20 protein-coding genes, 1 tRNA gene and 3 pseudogenes are annotated in these 22,588 nt (G+C 66.1%); 13 read left to right on the top strand and 11 right to left on the bottom strand.

Annotated features, from left to right (window positions below; translation table 11 throughout):
• Nucleotides 1-4: 4 nt before the first annotated feature.
• Nucleotides 5-208: pseudogene (locus tag BG90_RS03160) on the top strand (integrase core domain-containing protein); the annotation flags it as partial.
• A gap of 6 nt (nucleotides 209-214) precedes the next feature.
• On the opposite strand, the pseudogene BG90_RS03155 reads toward BG90_RS03160, so the two are convergent.
• Nucleotides 215-860 (bottom strand): annotated as a pseudogene (locus BG90_RS03155) (IS701 family transposase); the annotation flags it as partial.
• Nucleotides 861-967: 107 nt separating this feature from the next.
• Here BG90_RS03155 and BG90_RS03150 point away from each other — a divergent pair.
• Nucleotides 968-1,239: pseudogene (locus BG90_RS03150) on the top strand (hypothetical protein); the annotation flags it as partial.
• Between the two features lie 137 nt (nucleotides 1,240-1,376).
• Here the strand turns inward: BG90_RS03150 and BG90_RS03145 are convergent.
• The 5 genes from BG90_RS03145 to BG90_RS03125 all read right to left on the bottom strand — a co-directional run bounded on the left by BG90_RS03145 (nucleotide 1,377) and on the right by BG90_RS03125 (nucleotide 6,046).
• Complete coding sequence (locus BG90_RS03145) at nucleotides 1,377-1,622, bottom strand: helix-turn-helix domain-containing protein (protein ID WP_010102136.1); 246 nt, start codon at nucleotides 1,620-1,622, stop codon at nucleotides 1,377-1,379.
• Between the two features lie 659 nt (nucleotides 1,623-2,281).
• Entirely contained in the window at nucleotides 2,282-3,496 is a 1,215-nt protein-coding gene (locus BG90_RS03140) for a tyrosine-type recombinase/integrase (protein ID WP_025989703.1), read from the bottom strand.
• Between the two features lie 172 nt (nucleotides 3,497-3,668).
• Nucleotides 3,669-3,753, bottom strand: a tRNA-Leu gene (locus BG90_RS03135).
• 108 nt (nucleotides 3,754-3,861) lie between these two features.
• A complete protein-coding gene (locus tag BG90_RS03130; RefSeq protein ID WP_025989704.1) occupies nucleotides 3,862-5,022 on the bottom strand; it encodes an ABC transporter substrate-binding protein in 1,161 nt (386 codons plus the stop codon).
• 82 nt (nucleotides 5,023-5,104) lie between these two features.
• On the bottom strand, nucleotides 5,105-6,046 hold the full coding sequence (locus BG90_RS03125) for a CysB family HTH-type transcriptional regulator (protein WP_010102140.1): 942 nt from the start codon (nucleotides 6,044-6,046) through the stop codon (nucleotides 5,105-5,107).
• 219 nt (nucleotides 6,047-6,265) lie between these two features.
• On the opposite strand from BG90_RS03125, the gene BG90_RS03120 reads away from it, so the two are divergent.
• The 6 genes from BG90_RS03120 to cobA all read left to right on the top strand — a co-directional run bounded on the left by BG90_RS03120 (nucleotide 6,266) and on the right by cobA (nucleotide 12,450).
• Nucleotides 6,266-7,945 (top strand): nitrite/sulfite reductase, encoded by a 1,680-nt coding sequence (locus BG90_RS03120; RefSeq protein ID WP_010114317.1) that lies wholly within the window; start codon nucleotides 6,266-6,268, stop codon nucleotides 7,943-7,945.
• 22 nt (nucleotides 7,946-7,967) lie between these two features.
• Nucleotides 7,968-8,501 carry a DUF934 domain-containing protein gene (locus BG90_RS03115; protein WP_010102143.1) on the top strand — a complete coding sequence of 178 codons (534 nt, stop codon included), beginning with the start codon at nucleotides 7,968-7,970 and terminating at the stop codon, nucleotides 8,499-8,501.
• Nucleotides 8,498-9,247: a phosphoadenylyl-sulfate reductase gene (locus tag BG90_RS03110; protein WP_010102144.1), complete on the top strand. Its 750-nt coding sequence runs from the start codon at nucleotides 8,498-8,500 to the stop codon at nucleotides 9,245-9,247. The genes BG90_RS03115 and BG90_RS03110 overlap by 4 nt, the downstream gene beginning before the upstream one ends.
• Before the next feature lie 74 nt (nucleotides 9,248-9,321).
• Entirely contained in the window at nucleotides 9,322-10,287 is a 966-nt protein-coding gene (gene cysD, locus BG90_RS03105) for a sulfate adenylyltransferase subunit CysD (protein WP_010114318.1), read from the top strand.
• Nucleotides 10,288-10,309: 22 nt separating this feature from the next.
• Complete coding sequence (locus BG90_RS03100) at nucleotides 10,310-11,626, top strand: sulfate adenylyltransferase subunit 1 (RefSeq protein WP_038802505.1); 1,317 nt, start codon at nucleotides 10,310-10,312, stop codon at nucleotides 11,624-11,626.
• A gap of 59 nt (nucleotides 11,627-11,685) precedes the next feature.
• Nucleotides 11,686-12,450, top strand: coding sequence for a uroporphyrinogen-III C-methyltransferase (cobA, locus tag BG90_RS03095; RefSeq protein WP_010102148.1), 765 nt, complete (start codon nucleotides 11,686-11,688; stop codon nucleotides 12,448-12,450).
• Between the two features lie 123 nt (nucleotides 12,451-12,573).
• Here the strand turns inward: cobA and BG90_RS03090 are convergent, their stop codons facing one another.
• The 3 genes from BG90_RS03090 to lptF are packed head-to-tail and all read right to left on the bottom strand — an operon-like array spanning nucleotide 12,574 to nucleotide 15,238.
• Nucleotides 12,574-12,960: a sirohydrochlorin chelatase gene (locus tag BG90_RS03090; RefSeq protein WP_010114321.1), complete on the bottom strand. Its 387-nt coding sequence runs from the start codon at nucleotides 12,958-12,960 to the stop codon at nucleotides 12,574-12,576.
• Nucleotides 12,961-12,988: 28 nt separating this feature from the next.
• Entirely contained in the window at nucleotides 12,989-14,137 is a 1,149-nt protein-coding gene (gene lptG, locus BG90_RS03085; protein WP_010102153.1) for an LPS export ABC transporter permease LptG, read from the bottom strand.
• A gap of 3 nt (nucleotides 14,138-14,140) precedes the next feature.
• On the bottom strand, nucleotides 14,141-15,238 hold the full coding sequence (lptF, locus tag BG90_RS03080) for an LPS export ABC transporter permease LptF (protein WP_038802506.1): 1,098 nt from the start codon (nucleotides 15,236-15,238) through the stop codon (nucleotides 14,141-14,143).
• Between the two features lie 120 nt (nucleotides 15,239-15,358).
• Between lptF and BG90_RS03075 the strand changes: the two genes are divergently transcribed.
• From BG90_RS03075 to BG90_RS03065, 3 genes are read left to right on the top strand one after another with little or no spacing between them, the layout of a single operon-like run.
• Nucleotides 15,359-16,870 (top strand): leucyl aminopeptidase, encoded by a 1,512-nt coding sequence (locus tag BG90_RS03075; protein ID WP_010102155.1) that lies wholly within the window; start codon nucleotides 15,359-15,361, stop codon nucleotides 16,868-16,870.
• Between the two features lie 43 nt (nucleotides 16,871-16,913).
• A complete protein-coding gene (locus BG90_RS03070; protein ID WP_010114322.1) occupies nucleotides 16,914-17,330 on the top strand; it encodes a DNA polymerase III subunit chi in 417 nt (138 codons plus the stop codon).
• Between the two features lie 23 nt (nucleotides 17,331-17,353).
• The gene (locus tag BG90_RS03065) at nucleotides 17,354-17,980 is read left to right on the top strand and encodes a DUF2486 family protein (RefSeq protein WP_010114323.1); all 627 of its coding nucleotides are present in this window, start codon (nucleotides 17,354-17,356) and stop codon (nucleotides 17,978-17,980) included.
• 138 nt (nucleotides 17,981-18,118) lie between these two features.
• Here BG90_RS03065 and BG90_RS03060 read toward each other — a convergent pair whose 3' ends face one another.
• On the bottom strand, nucleotides 18,119-18,442 hold the full coding sequence (locus BG90_RS03060; protein ID WP_025989706.1) for a c-type cytochrome: 324 nt from the start codon (nucleotides 18,440-18,442) through the stop codon (nucleotides 18,119-18,121).
• Between the two features lie 205 nt (nucleotides 18,443-18,647).
• On the bottom strand, nucleotides 18,648-20,321 hold the full coding sequence (gene ilvD, locus BG90_RS03055) for a dihydroxy-acid dehydratase (protein ID WP_010114325.1): 1,674 nt from the start codon (nucleotides 20,319-20,321) through the stop codon (nucleotides 18,648-18,650).
• Between the two features lie 178 nt (nucleotides 20,322-20,499).
• Here ilvD and BG90_RS03050 point away from each other — a divergent pair, with 178 nt between their 5' ends.
• Nucleotides 20,500-21,453: a LysR family transcriptional regulator gene (locus BG90_RS03050; RefSeq protein ID WP_045568048.1), complete on the top strand. Its 954-nt coding sequence runs from the start codon at nucleotides 20,500-20,502 to the stop codon at nucleotides 21,451-21,453.
• A 101-nt stretch (nucleotides 21,454-21,554) separates the two neighbouring features.
• The gene (lgt, locus tag BG90_RS03045) at nucleotides 21,555-22,445 is read left to right on the top strand and encodes a prolipoprotein diacylglyceryl transferase (RefSeq protein ID WP_010102165.1); all 891 of its coding nucleotides are present in this window, start codon (nucleotides 21,555-21,557) and stop codon (nucleotides 22,443-22,445) included.
• Nucleotides 22,446-22,588 lie beyond the last annotated feature (143 nt).

The raw sequence follows: 22,588 nt of genomic DNA, 5'->3' as shown, positions 1-22,588 counted from the left end.
CGTCAACTCCCCGATGGAAAGGCTGTTCCGCAGCTTCAAGACGGAATGGCTGCCGTCAGTGGGGTACATGTCGGCGCAGGAAGCACATCGGGACATCAGCCACTACCTGATGCACCGGTACAACTGGATTCGGCCGCATCAGTTCAACGACGGACTGGCGCCGGCCGTTGCGGAAGAAAAACTTAGCGCAGTGTCTGGGATTAGTTGACCACTACACGAACGACTGGTCGCGCGATTCGAGCCACAACCTCAGGTGACGATCGCCGCCGTAAACTCCATCACCCGTGACCCAGCCACACGGCACGCCTGCGTCCAGCACACGTTCAAGCATGCTGCGCGCGATCTGCGGTTTCGTTGCAAACTCCACCGATTCGGGAATGCCCGCTGCTTCGCAGCGCATACGGTCATCGGTCCACACCTTTGGCACGTACAGTTCGCGGTCGATAAACGCGCTACCGCCACGACCGACATAGCAAAGAAACACGCCGATCTGGCTGTTCTCGATACGGCCTGCGGTGCCACTGTACTGGCGTTGAACACCAACCGAGTGCTGCCCCTTCTTGACGAAACCGGTCTCATCCACGATCAGCACCGCGTCACGTTCACCCAGTTGCTCAACAACATACTCCCGCAATACATCGCGCGCGGCATGGGCATACCACTGCGCTCGCTCCAACATCGGGTGTCGAATCACCAATCCATTCGGCGAGTTGCCAGCCGTTTTTACGCTCGACCGCGCCAAGCAGGCCCTTCAAGTACGCGAGCGCCCGTTGTCGGGGTTCGGGGCGCCTGAAAAGTTCTCCGAGTCGTCGATGCAGTGACTCCAGTTCATGCTCCCACGCCTTTGCAGTCGAATTCATAGATCAATTTTACAGTCATCCTAATTATTTTTAGTATTATAAATATAACTACGGCTGTAGTACTAAGACAACACACATGATGCGCAGAGCTGTGCACCACCATCTGATCTGATCGAGAGTATTGCGGGGAGTTCGGGGCGGCAAGATGAGCACCGGCGACGCGGAGCACGTCGAGACGGAATATCTGATCGAGGCGGCCGTGTTCTGCAAGGACATGTGCGCCGGCTTCGATCACAAGATGGTTGTCAAGGCATTGATGAAGCACGGCGTGCTGATGCCGCGCAGCGACGGCTATCCGTATCGACAGGAATACGTCCCCGGCTACGGGAAATTCATGGTGTACCGCGTTCGTCCGTCGATCTTCACGCTCGAACTGTGAATCGCGCCGCCGCCGCCGTGCGGGAGGGCGGCGGCGAGCGTTTCTTTGCGCGGGATTTCGTGCCGGCGCATCAAAGTAACTTTGGACGATGCGCGCCAGATGGAACCGGGCGGCACAACACTATGTGTTGCCAGTGCCTACAGGTCGGCGCTGCGCAGCAGCTCAGAGGGAAGAAGTTGCAATGCGCGCGCAATGCGGACGATATTCATGAAGGTAACGTTTCGTTCGCCGCGTTCAATCTTGCCCATGTGCGAGCGGTCGAGCTCCGCAAAATCAGCTAGCGCCTCTTGCGACATCACCAATTCCTTGCGGCGAGCGCGAATCGCCGCTCCGAGCGACACAAGGTTTCCGTCCTTATCAAGTTTTCCCGAGACTCTCGCCATGCCTTGAATCGTCGCGCTGTGATGCATTCAAGGACACGGTATTTATGGCCCATTTTCAGTTCGTCATGTCGCCTAGCTGTCATGTCGAGCGACAGATTGTTCAAAGTTCCGATTGGGGCAACCCCGTAAATCACCGCGCACGAGCCGGGGAAGTCGGTTTCGTATCTTGCTGAGTTCGTAACGATCCGAGTGGGTTTATCTCCAGTATCTCCAGCGCTCTCCAAATCGTTTGGAGACACCAATAGCCTTACGCCACAAGGGTTTGCCGCCGATTCGGGCGTTTGTCTCCAAATCTCCAACTCGTTTTGCACTGAGCGGCTTTGTGTCGGACACCCGCGACGAGAGCAAACGTAGACCGGGCGAGGCTCTCCGGGAATTGGCGGCCATCGAAAACGCGTTTCCGCAAGGAAAGTCCGCAACGCGCTCGCCCCGACATTGTTGAGTACGCCGCAAGGGCTCGCCGGCTGGGAACGCGGGGGGACCCCATGCCATAGCGACATGCGGAGGCTCATACCCGCGTCTTTTCTCTACTGACGGCAAACATAGGGGGGGCACATAATAATAAGGGGCCAAATCATCGGCTTACCCTATGCCTAGGCCGTGTCCGTTTTACTGGTGGGAGACGCACGGAAGGGGGTCATACTCGCAGCGGTACGGATCTATCTTGCCGCCGCGATCGGAATGATTTCCGCACCGGCTTTGAGCTTGTCGAGGTAGTCCGCCCACTGTTGCATCATCGAACGTCGGGCCTTGATGAATTTCGTTCGGTTGTACGCCCGCCCCAGGCTGTCAGGGACGGTATGCGCTAGTTGGTGCTCGATCACTTCCGGCTTTTCCTCCAACTCTTCATGCAGGATCGTCCGTGCCATTGCCCGGAAGCCGTGACCGGTAATCTCGGTACGGGTGTCGTAGCCAAGCCGACGAAGGGCTGCATTGATAGCGGCCTCGCTCATCGGCCGATTTCGGTCGCGAGCACCGGGGAACACGTAGACGCCTTCGCCAGTCAGGGCGTGAAGCTCGCGCAAAATCGCAACCGCCTGTGTGGCCAGCGGAACAAGGTGATCCGTTTTCGTTTTATTGACGAAATAGCGCCACTCGCCCTTGTCGAGCTCGAATTGTGACCACTGCGCCTTGCGTAATTCGCCTGGGCGGACGAACAGCATCGGGGCTAGTCTGAGCGCGCAGAGAACCGGGAAAGTACCCGTGAAGCCGTCGAACGCGCGAAGCATCTCGGCAACTTTCTCGGGCTCGGTGATCGAGGCAAAGTGCGTTGTCTGGGCGGGCGGAATGGCATCTACCAAATCTCGGGCTGGATCGGTCTTGCAGTGCCCCTCTTTGATGCCGTAGCGGAATACCCGGCTTATCTCGCTGCGGATGCGATGGGAGGTAAATCTCGCTCCGCGCCCGTCTACGCGCTTCAGTACAACCAGTATTTCCGGGGCGTCGATTTCAGCGATAGGGCGCTTGCCGAGCCATGGGAATACATCGTTCTCCATGCGGGCGAGCGTCTTGTCATGCTGCGCTCGCTCCACAGTCGTCTTGCGCTCGTCCATCCAGCCGCGAGCGACAACCTCAAACGAATGGGCGGCCGCGAGCAGGCTGGCTCTTTTTTCCGCCTTCTTCGCTTCACCCGGATCGATGCCGGCAGCGAGCTTTTCACGGGCTTCGTCGCGCTTCTTCCGTGCGGTCGCCAATGTAACTTCCGGGTAGACGCCGAGCGAGTAGCGCTTTTCCTTGCCCCCAAACCGGTATTTGAGGCGCCACCACTTGCCCCCGCTCGGGGCGATTTCTAGATAGAGGCCGCCTCCGTCGAACAGGCGCACGGGCTTGTCGGCAGGCTTGGCGTTCCGGATGGCTGTATCGGTTAATGGCACGGGGGCAACTCCTGACGGGTAAGGCAATTTCGGGTGGGTTGCCCCCAATGTTGCCCCCGCTTGCCCCCGGCTGTCTACGCACCACACGGCACTTTGCCGGAATGAAAAAACCCGCGAAGCCTTGTGCTGTCGCGGGTTTTGGGACTTCCGGGAACTTCCCGGAACTATGTCATGGTGCCCAGGGCCGGAATCGAACCGGCACGCCTTGCGGCGGGGGATTTTGAGTCCCCTGCGTCTACCAATTTCACCACCTGGGCAAACCTGCGCCGCGCATGCGATTGTGTGCGGCGAAAACGGCGATTATTACCGAAATCCCCCATGCGGGCAAGCATTCTGCCTCCGCTGTCGCGCGGCGAGGCGGCGGCTCACTGGCTCAGATAGACGAACGCGCCGCGCTTCACGATCCCCATCACGCTCGCGCGCTGGTCAAGCCCGACGTGATCCGTCGCGCTCGTGTTGACGATGCCGTTCGGCACGACGAGCTCGTGCGCATGCTCGAGCTCGTCGCGCAGCGCCGTGCGGAATGCCGGCGTGCCCGGCTGCGCGATCTTCAGCGCACGGCCGACCGCGTCCGCGAGACGCGGGTAGACGCCCGCCGCGTCGCCCGCGAACTGCGTGACCGAATCGCGGCCGTACTTCGCCTCGTACGCGTCGACGAACGCAAGCGCCGCCTGCTTCGCCGGATGATCGGCGGGCAGCGTGCGCGCGACGACGACGGGCTGCGTCGGAAACAGCGTGCCGTCGACGTCCTTGCCGCCGAGCCGCAGGAATTCGGGCGTCGCGATTCCGTGCGTCTGATAGATCGGTCCCTTGAAGCCGCGCTCGATCAGCGTGCGCTGCGGCAGCACGGTCGGCGTGCCCGCGCCCGCGATCAGGATCGCGTCCGGCTTCGCCGTGATCAGCTTGAGCGTCTGGCCCGTCACGCTCGTGTCGGTGCGGTTGTAGCGCTCGGTCGCGACGATCCTGAGCTTGCGCAGCTCGGCGAAGCGCGTGAATTCGTCGAGCCAGCTGTCGCCGTAGCTGTCCGCGAAGCCGATGAAACCGACCGTCTTCACACCGTGGTTCGCCATGTAGCGGGTCAGCACGTCGGCCATCGCGCGGTCGCTCTGCGCCATCTTGAACGCCCACACGCGCTTGCCTCGCTGCGGCTCGACGATCGAGCCGGAGCCGATCAGCGTGATCATCGGCGTCTGCGCGGCGGCGATCGGATCGAGCGCGGCGAGCGCCGCGGGCGTGATGTTCGGCCCGACGACCACGTCGACCTGGTCCTCCGTCACGAGCTTGCGGATGTTGCGCACGGCGACGCCCGGGTCGGACGCGTCGTCGTGCACGATCACCCGCAGCTTCTGTCCCGCGATCGTTTTCGGCCACATCAGGATCGCGTTCTTGCTGGTCTGGCCGATCGTCGCGGCGGGGCCCGTCGTCGACAGATCGACGCCGACCGTCAGGTCGGCGCGCGCCGCGATGCTGACGAGCGCGAGCGCGGCGCAGGCGGCCGCACGGCGCAGCAGGCGGGATGGCTTCATGCGGGCGGTCTCCATGCCGGTTCGGGAAAGCAAGGCCGCGCGACGGGCGCCGCCCGAGCGGCGCTGTTTCGCGCGCCGCGCGTCACAGTTCGTAGGTTTCGGCCTCGCCCTTGAGGGCGGTCTCGACGAGCTTGCGGTTGAGCGTCGGCGACAGCAGCTCGACGAGCGTATAGATATAGCCGCGCAGATACGCGCCCTGCTTGAGCGCGACGCGCGTCACGTTGCTGCCGAACAGGTGACCGACCGGGATCGCGCGCAGGTTGCGGTCGCGTTCCGGGTTGAACGCGATGTCGGCCATGATGCCGACGCCGAGCCCGAGCTCGACGTAGGTCTTGATCACATCCGCGTCGATCGCCTCGAGCACGATGTCGGGCGTGAGGCGATGCAGCGCGAACGCCTGATTGATCTTCTTGCGGCCCGCGAACGCGTCGTCGTACGTGATGAGCGGGAACTGCGCCAGATCGTCGAGCGACAGCGGCTTGCGCTCGAGGAGCGGGTGGTCGGCCGGCACGACGACCGCGTGGTGCCACTGGAAGCAGGGCAGCGAGACGAGCTCCTTGTAGTCGGCGATCGCCTCGGTCGCGATCGCTACGTCCGCCTGGTCGTGGATCACCATTTCGGCGACCTGGGTCGGGCTGCCTTGCAGGATCGACAGATGGACCTTCGGGAAGCGCTTCTTGAACTCGGCGATCGCGGCGGGCAGCGAGTAGCGGGCCTGCGTGTGCGTCGCCGCGATCGTCAGGTTGCCCTGGTCCTGCGCCGCGTAATCTTTTCCGACCCTTTTAAGGCTCTCGACCTCCTGGAGGATCCGCTCGACCGACGCGAGGATGATCCGCCCCGGCTCGGTCAGCGAGCGCACGCGCTTGCCATGGCGCGTGAAGATCTCGACGCCGAGCTCGTCCTCGAGCTCGATGATGGCTTTCGAAACCCCCGGCTGCGACGTATACAGCGCCTTTGCGGCTTCCGTGAGGTTGAAATTCTGGCGGACGGCCTCGCGCACGAAACGAAATTGGTGCAGGTTCATTTATAACCCTTCCGCATATCAACAGAATTTTTTAGTCGTTTGAAATATATAGAGAGTTTATTACGATTCCCCGGTGTTTTTCAAATATGGATATCTGTAATCGTCATTAGCAAATGAGCGGCCGGGCGGATGGCCGGCTCGGTGCGGGCGGTGCAGGATTCGGGCGCGGCGTGGCTAGGACGCCGCGCGGTCATGTCGAGCAAACCCTGGGGTCCCCGAATGTACCAGTACGATCAGTATGATCAAACGATCGTCGACGAGCGCGTCGCGCAGTACCGCGACCAGGTCCGCCGCCGCTTGTCCGGCGAATTGAGCGAGGACGAGTTCCGTCCGCTGCGGCTGCAGAACGGCCTGTACATGCAGCGCCACGCGTACATGCACCGCATCGCGATTCCGTACGGCAATCTCCGTAGCGAACAGTTGCGCATGCTCGCCCGCATCGCGCGCGAGCACGACCGCGGCTACGGCCACTTCTCGACGCGCTCGAACATCCAGTTCAACTGGGTGCAGCTCGAGGAAACGCCCGAGATCCTCGCGAAGCTGGCTTCGGTGCAGATGCACGCGATCCAGACGTCGGGCAACTGCATCCGCAACATCACCGCCGACCAGTTCGCGGGCGTCGCGCACGACGAGGAAATCGATCCGCGTCCGTGGGCCGAGATCCTGCGCCAGTGGTCGACGTTCCATCCCGAATTCGCATGGCTGCCGCGCAAGTTCAAGATCGCGGTGTCGGGCTCGAAGCTCGACCGCGCGGCCGTGCAGATCCACGATCTCGGCGTCTATCTGAAGAAGAACGAAGCGGGCGAAGTGGTCGCGAGCATCCTCGCAGGCGGCGGCCTCGGCCGCACGCCGATCGTCGGGGCGATTATCCGCGAGAACCTGCCGTGGCGGCACCTCCTCACCTATTGCGAAGCGGTGCTGCGCGTGTACAACCGCTACGGCCGCCGCGACAACCTGTACAAGGCGCGGATCAAGATCCTCGTGAAGGCGCTGTCGCCCGCGAAGTTCTCGCAGCAGGTCGAAGAGGAATGGCAGCATCTGAAGGACGGCCCGTCGACGCTCACGCAGGAAGAGCTCGACCGCGTGTCGCAGTATTTCCAGCCGCCCGTCTACGAAAAGCTCGCCGACACCGACGCGTCGTTCGAGCAGCATCTGCTCGAGAACAAGGCGTTCGCGCGCTGGGTCGAGCGCAACGTCGCGCCGCACAAGGTGCCGGGCTACGCGGCCGTCACGCTGTCGCTGAAGAACCACCGCGTCGCGCCGGGCGACGCGACCGACGCGCAGATGGAGCAGGTCGCCGACTGGGCGGACGAATACTCGTTCGGCGAGCTGCGCGTGTCGCACGAGCAGAACCTGATCCTCGCGAACGTGAAGAAGCGCGACCTGTTCGCCGTGTGGGAAAAGGCGAAGGCGGCCGGTTTCGCGACGCCGAACGTCGGTCTCCTGACCGACATCATCGCGTGCCCGGGCGGCGACTTCTGCTCGCTCGCGAACGCGAAGTCGATTCCGATCGCGCTCGCGATCCAGCAGCGCTTCGACGATCTCGACTACGTGTACGACCTCGGCGACGTGTCGCTTAACATCTCGGGCTGCATCAATTCGTGCGGGCACCATCACGTCGGCAACATCGGCATTCTCGGCGTCGACAAGGACGGCGCCGAGTGGTATCAGGTGTCGCTCGGCGGCGAGCAGGGCACGGGGGCGGGCGGCGCGCGCCTCGGCCGCGTGATCGGCCCGTCGTTTTCGGCGGAGGAAGTGCCCGACGTGATCTCGAAGCTGATCGACACGTTCGTCGAAGCGCGCGTCGACGGCGAGCGCTTCATCGACACGTACGACCGCATCGGCATCGCGCCGTTCAAGGAGCGCGTCTACGCGGCGCGCCAGACCGCCCACGCGTAACCCAGCGTAGAGGAATCAGCAGATGGCTTTGATTATCAAGAATCGCGAAGTGGTCGACGACGCATGGCAGGTCGTGCGCGCGGCCGAAGACGGCGCGCTGCCCGCGGTCGACGCGCTGCCGGCCGGCAACGTGCTCGTGCCGTTCGCGCTGTGGCAGGCCGAGCGCGACGCGCTCGTCGCCGCGAAGACGAAGGGCGAGCTCGGCGTGTGGCTCGCGCCCGACAGCGAGCCCGCCGATCTCGCCGCCGACTTCGACCGCATCGCGCTGATCGGCGTCGATTTCCCGCGCTTCGCGGACGGCCGCGGCTACAGCATCGCGCGCCTCTTGCGCGAGCGCCACGGCTGGACGGGCGAGCTGCGAGCGATCGGCGACGTGCTGCGCGACCAGCTTCTCTACATGTCGCGCTGCGGCTTCGATGCGTTCGCGGTGCGCGCGGACAAGAACGTCCATGACGCGCTGAACGCGTTCGGCGAGTTCTCGCAGCGCTATCAGGGCGCGGTCGACAACCCGGCGCCGCTCTTTCGCCGCCGCGCGGCGAGCGGGGTGAGCGCATGAGCGGCACGACGGCACCCGCGCTCACGCCCGAGCTGCGCGCGAAGATCGAACGGCTCGACGCGTTGCTCGCGCAGATCGCCGAGCGTCATCCGAATGTCAAGTTCGCGAGCAGCCTCGCGGCGGAAGACATGCTCGTCACGCACGCGATCCTGTCGAAGGGCGTGGCGATCGGCATCTTCTCGCTGAACACGGGCCGCCTGCACGCGGAGACGGTCGGCATGATCGACCGCGTGCGCGAGCGCTACGGCTACGAGATCGAGCAATTCCGTCCGCAGCAGGACGCGGTCGACGCGTACGTCGCCGAGCACGGCCTGAACGCGTTCTACGACAGCGTCGAGCTGCGCAAGCGCTGCTGCGAGATCCGCAAGGTCGAGCCGCTCAACCGCGCGCTCGCGGGCGTCGAAGCCTGGGTGACGGGCCAGCGGCGCGAGCAGTCGGTCACGCGTGCCGAGCTTCACGAGGAAGAGCGCGACGCCGCGCGCGGGATCGCGAAATACAACCCGCTCGCCGACTGGACGGAAAGCGACGTATGGGCGTACCTGAAGGCGTTCGACGTGCCCGTCAACCCGCTGCACGCGCGCGGCTATCCGAGCATCGGCTGCGAGCCGTGCACGCGCGCGATCCGTCCCGGCGAGGACAGCCGCGCGGGCCGCTGGTGGTGGGAGTCGCGCGACACGAAGGAATGCGGGCTGCACATCACGATCACGCCCGTGCCGTCCGCCGGAGCCGAATCCGCTTCCGCCTGAGCTGGCACATAATAAGATAGATTGCTGCGCCGCCGGGTCGCCCGGCGGCACAAACCCAGACAAGGACCGTAATCATGAGCACGACGCTCGAACAATCCGCTTTTGTCCCGCCCGCCGGCGCGTCGTCCGGCCGGATGGGCCATCTCGACTGGCTCGAAGCCGAGTCGATCCACATCCTGCGCGAGCTCGTCGCCGAGTGCAGCAAGCCCGCGCTGCTGTTCTCGGGCGGCAAGGATTCGGTCGTCGTGCTGCATCTCGCGCTGAAGGCGTTCGGGCTCGGCGCGAACCGCAAGACGTCGCTGCCGTTCCCGCTCGTGCACATCGACACGGGCCACAACTACGACGAGGTGATCGACTTCCGCGACCGCCGCGCGAAGGAAATCGGCGCGGAACTCGTCGTCGGCCACGTCGAGGATTCGATCAAGCGCGGCACCGTCGTGCTGCGCCGCGAGACCGATTCGCGCAACGCCGCGCAGGCGGTCACGCTGCTCGAGACGATCGAGGCGCACGGCTACACCGCGATGATCGGCGGCGCGCGGCGCGACGAGGAGAAGGCGCGCGCGAAGGAGCGGATCTTCTCGTTCCGCGACGAATTCGGCCAGTGGGACCCGAAGGCGCAGCGCCCGGAATTGTGGAGCCTGTTCAACGCGCGCCTGCACCGCGGCGAGCACCTGCGCGTGTTCCCGATCTCGAACTGGACCGAGCTCGACGTATGGCAGTACATCGCGCGCGAGAAGCTCGAGCTGCCGTCGATCTATTACGCGCACCGCCGCGAGATCGTGCGGCGCAACGGCCTGCTCGTGCCCGTCACGCCGCTTACGCCGATGCGCGAGGGCGAGACGGGCGAGACGGCGCTCGTACGTTTCCGCACGGTCGGCGACATCTCGTGCACGTGCCCGGTCGAGAGCGACGCGGACGACGTCGAGAAGATCATCGCGGAGACGGCGGTGACCGGGATCACGGAGCGCGGCGCGACGCGGATGGACGACCAGACGTCCGAGGCCGCGATGGAGCAGCGCAAGAAGCAGGGCTATTTCTGACGCACGCGAGGACATTCCCATCATGAGCATCATCGACAACAACGAAGACCTCGGCGTGCTGCGCTTCATCACGGCGGGCAGCGTCGACGACGGCAAGAGCACGCTGATCGGGCGGCTGCTGTACGACAGCAAGGCGGTGCTGTCCGACCAGCTGTCCGCGCTGTCGCGCGCGAAGAACAAGCGCACGGTCGGCGACGAGCTCGACCTCGCGCTGCTGACGGACGGCCTCGAGGCCGAGCGCGAGCAGGGCATCACGATCGACGTCGCGTATCGCTACTTCGCGACCGCGAAGCGCAAGTTCATCATCGCCGACACGCCGGGCCACGAGCAGTACACGCGCAACATGGTGACGGGCGCGTCGACCGCGCACGCGGCGATCATCCTGATCGACGCGACGCGCGTGACGTTCGAAGACGGCGCCGCGCAGCTGCTGCCGCAGACGAAGCGCCACAGCGCGATCGTCAAGCTGCTCGACCTGCAGCACGTGATCGTCGCGATCAACAAGATGGATCTCGTCGACTACAGCGAGACGCGTTTCAACGAGATCCGCGATGCGTACGTGAAGCTCGCGCAGCAGCTCGGCTTGACCGACGTGCGCTTCGTGCCGGTGTCGGCGCTGAAGGGCGACAACATCGTCGCGGCGAGCGAGCGGATGCCGTGGTATGCGGACGAGCCGCTCCTGAACGTGCTCGAGGCGCTGCCCGTCGAGACGCAGGCGGGCGACGCGCTGCGCTTCCCGGTGCAATGGGTCGCCCGCCAGGACGGCAGCTCGGCCGACGATTTTCGCGGCTACATGGGCCGCATCGAAGCGGGCGAGGTGAAGGTCGGCGACGAGATCGTCGTGCTGCCGTCGAATCGCAACGCGACGGTCGCCGAGATTGTCGCGCCGGTGCCGGGCGGCACGGCGTCGGTCGAGCATGCGTCCGCGGGCCAGACGGTGACGATCCGACTCGCGGAAGACGTCGACGTGTCGCGCGGCGATGCGTTCGTGCCGCGCGCGGCGCCCGTCGAGCCGGCGAAGAAGCTCGAGGCGGACCTCTGCTGGTTCGACGAGACGCCGCTGTCGTCGCAACGCAAGTACTTGCTGAAGCAGACGACGAGCACGGTGTTCACGAAGATCGGCGCGGTCAAGCAGGTGCTCGACGTGCACACGCTGTCGCACGCGACCGACCGCCACGATCTGAAGATGAACGACATCGGCCGCGTCTCGCTGACGCTGCAAAAGCCGATCGTCTGCGACACGTACGATGCGCACCCGGGCACGGGCGCGTTCGTGCTGATCGACGAGGCGACCCATCATACGGTCGCGGCGGGTATGATTCGTGCGTTTTCCGCGTGACGCCGCGCGCCGCATCGGCGGCGCCGGCCGGCACACGTGCACGAAGGGGATCGACGCAAATGGGTAAGGTATATCTGATCGGCGCAGGGCCGGGCGCGGCGGACCTCATCACGGTGCGCGGCGCGCGTCTGCTCGGCGAGGCCGGTGTCGTGCTGCACGACGCGCTCGTCGAGCCGGCGATGCTCGATTACGCGCCGCGCGCGCGCAAGATCGCGGTCGGCAAGCGCTGCGGGCAGCGCTCGACCGCGCAGCACTTCATCAACAAGCAGATCGTCGACGCGGCGCGCGAGCACGCGGTCGTCGTGCGGCTGAAGGGCGGCGATCCGATGCTGTTCGGCCGCGCGGACGAGGAGATGCGCGCGCTCGAGGCGGCCGGCATCGACTACGAGGTCGTGCCGGGCATCACCGCGGCGCTCGCGAGCGCCGCGACGCTCAAGCGCTCGCTGACGCTGCGCGGCGTCGCGCGCAGCGTTGCGTTCGCGACGCATAGCCGCGCGCCCGGCAGCGACGAAATCCGCGAGCAGGTGAGCGCGGATTCGCTCGTTTACTACATGGGCCGCGACAGCGCGCCCGGGATCGCGCAGCAGCTGATCGACGCGGGCCGCGCGGGCACGACGCCCGTCGCGATCGTCGAGGCATGCAGCACGCCGCGCGAGCGCACGCTGACGCTCACGCTCGCCGACATGGCGGCGGGCGCGGCGCAAGCGTGGCTCGATCCGGCGCAGCCGAGTCTCCTGATGATCGGCGAGGCGTTCGCGGAGCGTGGGCGCCTGGCGGGCGACGAATCCGGCGAGCGCAAGGACGGGATGCGCAACGCGGCCTGAAAGCGGCTTGCGCCGCCATGCTGAATCGACGAGAAACAGCAGGCCCAAACGAAACGCCGGCGACGAGCCGGCGTTTTTTATGTCGCCGCGGCGTCGACGGCCGCGATCGGAAGCGGGGAGCGGTCAGGGCGCGCGATCGGCGCTTTGCTGCAGGCAGTACGCGACGATCGCGTCGAGCACCGCGTCGTCCTCGCCGACGGCCGTCGCGCAGCGGATGTCGACGGCCGGATGCGCGGCGCGGCACGCGTCGATCAACTGCGGCAGATCGCGTCGAATGTGGCCGCCCTGGCCGAAGAACACCGGCACCACGGTGATCGCGCCGCAGCCTTGCGCGGCGAGCCCGGCCGTCGCGCCGATCAGCGACGGCTCCATCAATTCGAGGAACGCGAGCGCGACGGGCGCGTCGGCGCCGCGCGCCGCGCGCAGCTTCGCCGCGAGGCGCTCGAACGGCTCGGCCCAGCGCGCGTCGCGCGCGCCGTGGCCGAAAAGGACGATTCCGTGTTTGTTCATCGCGCCCTCCGATGACGCGCGCACGCGCTCAGTGCCGGTCGACCCACTTCAGCGCGAAGAGGCCGAGCGCCAGATAGATGCAGCCGGGCAGCGCGGCCGTCAGCGGCGCGGGCCACGTGTTCAGCGTGCCGATATGCGAGAACAGCGTGTTGAAGAGCTGGAAGCTCATGCCGAGCATGATCCCGCCGAACACCTTCACGCCGACGACGCCCGCGCGCGTATGCAGATACGCGAACGGCAGCGACAGCACGAGCATCACGAACACCGCGAACGGATACAGCAGCTTGCGCCACAGCGCGATGTCGTAGCGCTGCGTGTCCTGCTGATTTTCCTTCAGATGCTGGATGTAGCGGAACAGATTGAAGAGCGACATCCGCTCGGGCGACACGAGCAGCACCGACAGGATCTGCGGCGTCAGGTCGGAGCGCAGCGAATACTGCGGCAGCGTGACCTGCCGCGCGCGATAGACGGGGTTCAGCGCGTCGGCCGGCTGGCCGCCCGCGCCCGACACGTTCGTGAGCTGCGTGTCGGTGACGTCCGTCAGCAGCCAGTGGCCGGGCGGCTGATAGCGGCCGCGCTTCGCGATCCGCACGTTCTGCAGATTGAACTTCGAATCGAACTCGTAGATTCGCACGTCGCTGATCGTCGAATCGGGCGACAGCTGGCCGACGTTGACGAAGCGCGTGACGGGCTCGCCGTTGTCGCGCGCGGTCAGCGTGTCCTTCACCCAGACGCCCGATGCGAAGTTCGTCGACACCGACGAGCCGAGCGCCTCGAGCCGCACGCGCTCGGACAACTGGTCCGAGTACGGGCCGATGAATTCGCCGATCAGGTAGGTCGCGATGACGATCGGCACGCCGATCTTGAGCAGCGAGCGGAGCGCCTGGTTCGTCGCGAGGCCGGATACGCGGAAGATCGTGAACTCGGAGTTCGCGGCCATCTGCGCGAACACGTAGATCGAGCTGATCAGCGCGGCGACCGGGATGATTTCATAGAAGCGCGACGGCGTCTGCAGCGCGACGCGCAGCACCGCGTAGCCGAACTTGTAGTTGCCGTGGCCGACCGAGTTCAGCTCGCCGATCAGGTCGAAGAAGAAGAACAGCCCGGAGAACGCGAACAGCACGAAGACGAACGTGACGTAGATCTGCCGTGCGAAGTATTTCTCGTAGACGCGCATCGGTCAGGCCCCCTGCGAGCGGCCGAGCGCGGCGCGCGAGAACAACGGCCGGTTGCGCACGCGCAGCCAGAACAGGAGCGCGACAACCCCGGCGACGACGACGTGCAGCCCGATGAGCCCGATGCCGAACGGGATCTTGCCCCGTTCCATTTGCGATTGGACGACGTTCAGCAGATTCGAATAGGTGAGGTAGATCAGCACGGCCATCACGAGGTTCACGGTCCGGCCGCGGCGCGGGTTCTGATACGCGAGCGGGATCGCGAGGATCATCAGGTTGATCGCGATGAGCGGCAGCCCGGCGCGCCACGCGAATTCGGCGAGGTTCTGGTTGGTCGGATTGCGCAGCAGGTCGATCGTCGACGTGCCTGTCGTCGTCGGCTGGCTGACGATCTGCTTGCTCTGGATCTTCACGCCGTAGCGCTCGAACTCCATGATCTTGAAGTTCGGCTGGCCCGGCACGCCGTCGTAGCGGCGGCCGTTCTCGAGCACGATGAAGCGGTCGCCGTTCTTCATCGTCTCGGTGTGGCCCGTCTGCGACACGACGACGTTCACCTTGCCGCGCTCGGTCGTCGTGACGAACACGTTCTGCACCTTGGCCTGGTCGGGCGACATCTTCTCGATGAAGAACACGCGGTTGTTCGCGGCGGACTCGCGGAACTGGCCGGGCGCGAGCAAGGACACTTCGTCCCGCTGCTGGAAGCGCGCCTTGATGAGCTTGCTCTGCTGGTTCGACCACGGCCAGCCGACGAAGGCGAAGAAGGCGATCAGGAGCACGATCGGCGTCGCGAACACGCCGATCGGCTTGATGAGCCGCGTCTGGCTCACGCCGGACGCGAGCCAGACGACCATCTCGGAATCCTTGTACCAGCGCGTGAGCACGAACAGGATCGACACGAACAGCGTGCCGACGAGGATCATCGCGAGATAGCCGATCACGGTGAGGCCGATCAGGACCAGCACGTCCTTCGGGTTCACCTCGCCGGACGCGGCGTAGCCGACGATGCGGATCATCATCGACGTCAGCATGATCGTGAGCAGCACCATGAAAACGGCGCCGGCGGTATACGCAAGCTCGCGCTGGAGGGAGCGTTCGAAGATCATTATTGATGCGAAGAGGGCGGGAAACAGCGCCCGAGTGGGGGGCGCTCACGCCGCACGGGAAAAATAGCGGATAATTGCGGCTTTCATCCTTAGCCCAGATTTTATCCGAGGACAAGCGCGATGGACTTTAGCATAAAAGGCTGTGATTGGAGCAAAGGCACGGCGAACGGCTTCCTGACGGGGAAATCCGACTGCATCGTACTCGGCGTGTTCGAGGCGCAAACCTTGTCCGGCGCGGCGCTCGACATCGACGAAGCGACGAAGGGCCTCGTCTCGCGCGTCATCAAGGCGGGCGACATGGACGGCAAGCTCGGCAAAACTCTGTTTTTGCACGAGGTTTCGGGCATCGGCGCGTCGCGCGTGCTGCTCGTCGGCCTGGGCAAGCAGGATGCTTTCAGCCAGAAAGCCTACAGCGACGCCGTCAAGGCCGCGTGGCGCGCGCTGCTCGGCACGAAGGTGGTCCAGGTCACGTTTACGCTCGCGCAGCTGCCCGTGCCCGAGCGCGCGTCCGACTGGGGCGTGCGCGCGGCGATTCTCGCGCTGCGCAATGAAACGTACAAGTTCTCGCAGATGAAGAGCAAGCCGGACGCGAGCGCGCAGGCGCTCAAGCGCATCGTGTTCAGCGTCGATCCGGCCGACGACAAGGCGGCGAAGGTCGCCGCGAAGCAGGCGGTCGCGCTCTCGAACGGGATGGACCTGACGCGCGACCTCGGCAACCTGCCGGGCAACGTCTGCACGCCGGCCTACCTCGCGACCACCGCGAAGAAGCTCGCGAAGGACTGGGGCCTGAAGGTCGACGTGCTGGGCATGAAGCAGATCCAGGCGCTCAAGATGGGCTCGTTCCTGTCGGTCGCGAAGGGCTCGATCGAGCCGCCGCAATTCATCGTGCTGCAGTATCAGGGCGCGGCCGCGAAGGCGGCGCCCGTCGTGCTCGTCGGCAAGGGCATCACGTTCGACTCGGGCGGCATTTCGCTGAAGCCGGGCGAGGGCATGGACGAGATGAAGTACGACATGTGCGGCGCGGGCTCGGTGCTCGGCACGATCCGCGCGGTCGCCGAAATGGGCCTGAAGATCAACGTCGTCGCGATCGTGCCGACCTGCGAGAACATGCCGGCCGGCAACGCGAACAAGCCGGGCGACATCGTCACGAGCATGAAGGGTCTGACGATCGAGGTGCTCAATACCGATGCGGAAGGTCGCCTCATCCTGTGCGACGCGCTCACGTACGCGGAGCGCTTCAAGCCCGCCGCGGTGATCGACGTCGCGACGCTGACGGGCGCGTGCATCATCGCGCTCGGCCATCACAACACCGGTCTCTTCTCGAAGGACGACGCGCTCGCGGGCGAGCTGCTCGACGCGTCGCGCGAGGCGGGCGATCCGGCGTGGCGCCTGCCGCTCGACGACGAGTATCAGGATCAGCTGAAGTCGAACTTCGCGGATCTCGCGAACATCGGCGGCCGGCCGGCCGGCAGCGTGACGGCCGCGTGCTTCCTGTCGCGCTTCGCGGAAGGCTATCCGTGGGCGCACCTCGACATCGCCGGCACCGCGTGGAAGAGCGGCGCGGCGAAGGGTGCGACGGGCCGCCCCGTGCCGCTCCTCGCGCAGTTTCTGATCGACCGCGCCGGCGCGTGATGGCGCAGGGTTCGACGATCGGCACGGCAGGGCGCGGCGAGCGATGACGCGGATCGATTTCCATACGAACGTCGGCGATTCGCTCGCGTACGCGTGCCGGCTGCTGCGCAAGGCGTATCAGGCGGGTCAGCCCGTCGTCGTGTGCGCGGAGCCCGCGCGGCTGCGCGCGCTCGACGAGCGTCTGTGGACGTTCTCGCCGCTCGATTTCATTCCGCATTGCGCGATCGACAACGCACACTCGGCGAATACGCCGATCGTGCTGACCGCGGATCTCGAGCGCGCGCCGCATCATCAGATCCTGCTGAACCTGGGCGCGGACGTGCCGACGCAGTTCGCGCGCTTCGATCGCCTGCTCGAAGTGGTCGGCAACGCGCCCGACGAGCTCGCGGCCGGGCGCGACCGGTATCGGTTCTACCGCGACCGCGGCTACGCGCTCAACAACCACAAGCAGGGCGGCTAGCCCGAGCAGACGGAGGACAAAACGTGGTCGAAGCCAACGCATCGTCGATTCCCGTGCTGACCGACGTGCTCGTGCCCGGCAATCCGGCGCTCGCGCGGCAGCCCGTCGCCGAGCACGCGCAGCCGGGCGCGTCGGCCGGTGCCGCGAGTGCGGAGGCGGGCGGCGCGGCGCCCGTCGCACCGTTGCAGTCGTCGGATGCGGCGAGCATGCCGATGCATGCCGAGCCGCCGTTCGTGTCGACGCCGGAGCCGTTCGCGCCCGAGCTGCCGACCGCGTATGCCGCACCCGCGACGTACGCGGACGAGCTGCCCGCCGCGCATCCTGCGCCGGATCTTGCGCCGCCCGCTGCGCTGCCGTCGTCGACGCCCGATGCGGTGCAGGCCGCGCCGTCGGTCGTCGCGGATCTCGAAGCGCGGCAGATCGCCGCGCGCCTGAAGAGCCGCCTGACCCACTATCTGACGGGGGAAGGACGCGGCCTCATCGAGGCGCGTTGCCGCGATGCGCTGCAGGATCATGCGGGCTGGCTCGTCAGCCAGATCACGCGCGAAGTCGCGCTTGCGCTCGAAACCGAGGTCGCCGGTTGGGTGACGGAGGAAGTCGGCGCGGCGCTCGCCCGCCGCAACGAGCCACGGTCGGGCGACATCGCTTGAAGGACGAAGGGGGCCGAGGGCGGGGGCCCGGCTTTTCCGCCGCGCGTCGCACGGCGGGGCGCGGCTTGAGGCGCGCAACCGGAGCGTTGCGCGCGCAACCCTGTCACGGGCGCCATCGGCGGCGCCTCCCGATCCGGCTTACTTGAGCGACAGGATCCAGTGCGCGAGCGTGCCGGCTTCGGCGCTCGTCAGTTGCGTGTTCGCGGGCATCGGCACGCTGCCCCACACGCCGACGCTCCCCTTGACGATCGTCTGCGCGAGATAGCCGGCGGCATCGCCGCGCGCAGCATATTTGTCGGCGATCGCGTGAAACGATGGTCCCATCAAAGTCTTGTCGATCGCATGGCATGCCATGCAGTTCTTGCGTTGCGCGAGCGTGAGCCCATCGGCCTGCTGCGCATGCGCATTTGCGGCCGCAGCAACGAGCGCGATTGCCATCAGGCGCAAGGTCGTTCTGTTCATGCTGGTCTCCGCCGGAACAGCGTCCGGCTTGGCGGTGCGCGCATTATAAGAGGAAAGGGGGCGCGAGTACGTCGCGCCCCCTTCGTCGTCTTGTTGCTTTTTGTCGCGTCGCCGCCGCGCCGTCGCGCCGCCGCGGTCTCGCGATGCGACGCGCATCGCGCGCAGAGCGCACGCGCCGGACACCGGTCCGGCGCGCGTACGCGCGTCAGCCCGTCACCGCGCCCTTGTTCGCCGGGCGGGCGAGCGCCGCATACTTCGCGAGCACGCCGCGCGTGTAACGCGGCGCCGGCTGCTTCCACGCGGCGCGTCGGCGCGCCAGCTCGGCGTCGTCGACGTTCAGCTGCAGCAGCAGCTTGTGCGCGTCGATCGTGATCGAGTCGCCTTCCTGAACGAGCGCGATCGTGCCGCCGACGAACGCTTCCGGCGCGACGTGGCCGACCACCATCCCCCACGTACCGCCCGAGAAGCGACCGTCGGTGATGAGGCCCACCGATTCGCCGAGCCCCTTGCCGATGATCGCCGACGTCGGCGCGAGCATTTCCGGCATCCCCGGGCCGCCCTGCGGGCCGAGGTAGCGCAGCACGACGACGTCGCCCGCGCGGATCTTGTCGTCGAGGATCGCCTGCAGCGCGCTCTGCTCGTCGTCGAACACGCGGGCCGGCCCCGTGATGACCGGGTTCTTCAGGCCGGTGATCTTCGCGACGGCGCCGTCTTCGGCGAGATTGCCCTTCAGGATCGCGAGGTGGCCTTCCTTGTACAGCGCGTCGGCGATCGGATAGATCACCTTCTGGTCGGCGCGCGGCACGCTCGGCACGTCCTTCAGCTCTTCGGCCATCGTGCGGCCCGTGATCGTCACGCAATCGCCGTGCAGCAGGCCCGCGTCGAGCAGGATCTTCATCACTTGCGGAATGCCGCCCGCCGCGTGCAGATCGGTCGCGACGTACTGGCCCGACGGCTTCAGATCGCAGATCACCGGCACGCGCTTGCGGATGCGCTCGAAGTCTTCGATCGACCAGTCGATCTCGGCCGCGTGCGCGATCGCGAGATAGTGCAGCACCGCGTTCGTCGAGCCGCCCGTCGCCATGATCACCGACACCGCGTTCTCGATCGACTTCTTCGTGATGATGTCGCGCGGCTTCAGGTCTTTCTTCACCGCTTCGACGAGCACGCGCGCCGATTCGGCGGCCGAGTCGACCTTTTCCTGATCGGGATTCGCCATCGTCGACGAATACAGCAGCGACATGCCGAGCGCTTCGAACGACGAGCTCATCGTGTTCGCGGTGTACATCCCGCCGCACGAGCCCGTCGTCGGGCACGCGTTCTTTTCGACCCCTTCGAAATCTTCCTGCGACATGCGCCCCGCGGTGAACTCGCCGACCGCCTCGAACGACGACACGATCGTCAGGTCCTTGCCCTTCCAGTGGCCCGGGCGGATCGTGCCGCCGTACACGTAGATGCCCGGCACGTTGATGCGCGCGAGCGCGATCATGCCGCCCGGCATGTTCTTGTCGCAGCCGCCCACGACGACGACGCCGTCCATCCACTGGCCCTGCACGCAGGTCTCGATGCAGTCGGCGATCACTTCGCGCGACACGAGCGAGTACTTCATCCCTTCGGTGCCCATCGACATGCCGTCCGAGATCGTCGGCGTGCCGAAGATCTGCGGGTTCGCGTCGGCCGCCTTCACGGCCGCGACCGCGGCGTCCGACAGGCGCTGCAGGCCCGCGTTGCACGGCGTGATCGTCGAGTGGCCGTTCGCGACGCCGATCATCGGCTTGTCGAAATCGTCCTTCTGATAGCCGAGCGCGTAATACATCGAGCGGTTCGGCGAACGGGCCACGCCTTGCGTGATGTTCTTCGAGCGGCGGTTGTACGACATGGGGACTCCATCCATCGACTGGGTTGACTGTGGGGCGGCGCGGCGCGCTGCATCGGCGCAGTCCGGCTCAGGTGGCCAAGAATGCAGTTTCTCTTAGAGAATGTCCAATATATTATTCATCGTCTATTAGGTCGTTATACATATTAATCTGCATGTCGAAACAGGTGAGGAGCATGATTTGACCCCCGATCTGCGCCAATGGCGCTATTTCGTGGCCGTCGCCGACGAGCGGCACTTCGGCCGCGCCGCCGAGCGCCTGTCGATGACGCAGCCGCCGCTGTCGCAGGCGATCCGCGCGCTCGAGGATGCGCTCGGCGTCGCGCTGTTCGCGCGCACGAAGCGCTCGGTCGAGCTGACCGCGGTCGGCGCGGCGCTGCTGCCCGACGTGCGGCGGCTGATCGCCGCCGCCGACGCGCTGCCGCCGCTCGCGCAGAGCCTCGCGCGTGGCGAGGCGGGATCGCTCGCGCTCGCGTTCGTGTCGACGGCCGACTACGGGCTCTTGCCGCAGTTGCTGCGCGAGTTCGGCGCGCGCTATCCGCATGTGCGGCTGCAACTGACGGAGGCGACGAGCGACGTGCAGATCGAGGAACTCGTCGCGGGACGCATCGACGCCGGGCTCGTGATTCCGCCCGTGCCGCCGCGGCACGCGGCTTCGCTGTCGTACCTGCCCGTGCTGCGCGAGCCGCTCGTCGTCGCGATGCCGGCCGACGCCGCCGAGGCGGCGGACGACGCGCCGGTGCGGATCGCCGATATCGCGTCGCTGCCGCTCGTCGTCTTCCCGCGTCGTTTGGCGCCCGGCTTTTATGACATCATTACGGGCTGCTACGGCGCGGCGGGCGTCGCACCGCGCATCGGCCAGGAGGCGATCCAGATGCAGACGATCGTCAGCCTCGTGTCCGCGGGCATGGGCGTCGCACTCGTGCCGCAATCGCTGCGTAACCTGCGGCGCACGGGTGTCGTCTACCGCGCGCTCGCCGGCGCGGCGCCCGTCGTCGAGACCGGTCTCGTGTGGCGCACGGACGACGTGAGCCCCGTGCTCGCGGGCTTCATCGACGTCGTGCGCGGCGACGCGCAGCGTGCTTCGCCGCCCGGCGCGGTCGACCGGCGGGGCGCGCGCGCGACGCGGCCGTGAACGTTCGCGCGGCGCGCCCGTCGAACCGCGGTCGCGGCATGCGCGTCGTCGTTGTCGTCGCCGCGCGAGCCGCATCGATTCAGAACCTTCAACGCTAACTCATGATCATTCATCCGAATTTCGATCCCGTCGCGATTCACCTCGGCCCGCTCGCCGTGCGCTGGTACGGGCTCATGTATCTCATCGGCTTCATCCTCGCGATCGTCGTCGGCCGGGTGCGTCTCAAGCTGCCGCACGTCGCCGCGCAGGGCTGGACCGCGAAGGACATCGACGACATGATGTTCTACGGCGTGCTCGGCGTCGTGCTGGGCGGCCGGCTCGGCTACGTGCTGTTCTACAAGGCCGGCTATTACTTCACGCATCCGCTCGACATCTTCAGGGTGTGGGAAGGCGGGATGTCGTTCCACGGCGGCTTCCTCGGCGTCACGTTGGCGATGGTGCTGTTCGCATGGCAGCGCAAGCGGCACTGGCTCGAAGTGACGGACTTCGTCGCGCCGATGGTGCCGACGGGGCTCGCGGCCGGGCGTCTCGGCAACTTCATCAACGGCGAGCTGTGGGGCCGCGTGACGAGCCCTGACGCGCCGTGGGCGATGCTGTTCCCGGGCGCGTCGCGCGACGACGCCGCGTGGCTCGCCACGCACCAGGATCTCGCGGCGAAGTGGAATCTGAACGAGGTGTTCCTGTCACACCAGATGCTGCCGCGCCATCCGTCGCAGCTCTACGAAATCGCGCTCGAAGGCATCGCGCTCTTCTTCGTGCTGTGGTTGTTCTCGCGCAAGCCGCGGCCGATGGGCGCGATCTCGGCGCTCTTCCTGATCGGCTATGGTCTCGCGCGCTTCACGGTCGAATTCGCACGCGAGCCGGACGATTTTCTCGGCCTGCTGACGTTCGGTCTGTCGATGGGGCAGTGGCTGTCGCTGCCGATGATCATCGCGGGCGTGCTGATGATGATCTGGGCGTATCGGCGCGGCGGCGCAGCTAAGCCGGCCTGAGTGCCGCGTCCGGCGGCCGCGGTTGCGCGATCGCCGGGCGCGCGCGGCCGGGCGCGTCGTGCGTATGCCGATCGCGACGCACGGCGCATGACGCCCGGACACGCGGTGCGTGATCGCACGCGCACGCGATGTGCGGCACATGA

Origin of the sequence: Burkholderia oklahomensis C6786 (assembly GCF_000959365.1) — a bacterium.
GTDB lineage: Bacteria > Pseudomonadota > Gammaproteobacteria > Burkholderiales > Burkholderiaceae > Burkholderia > Burkholderia oklahomensis.
This window is presented reverse-complemented; position numbering and strand designations above follow the sequence as displayed.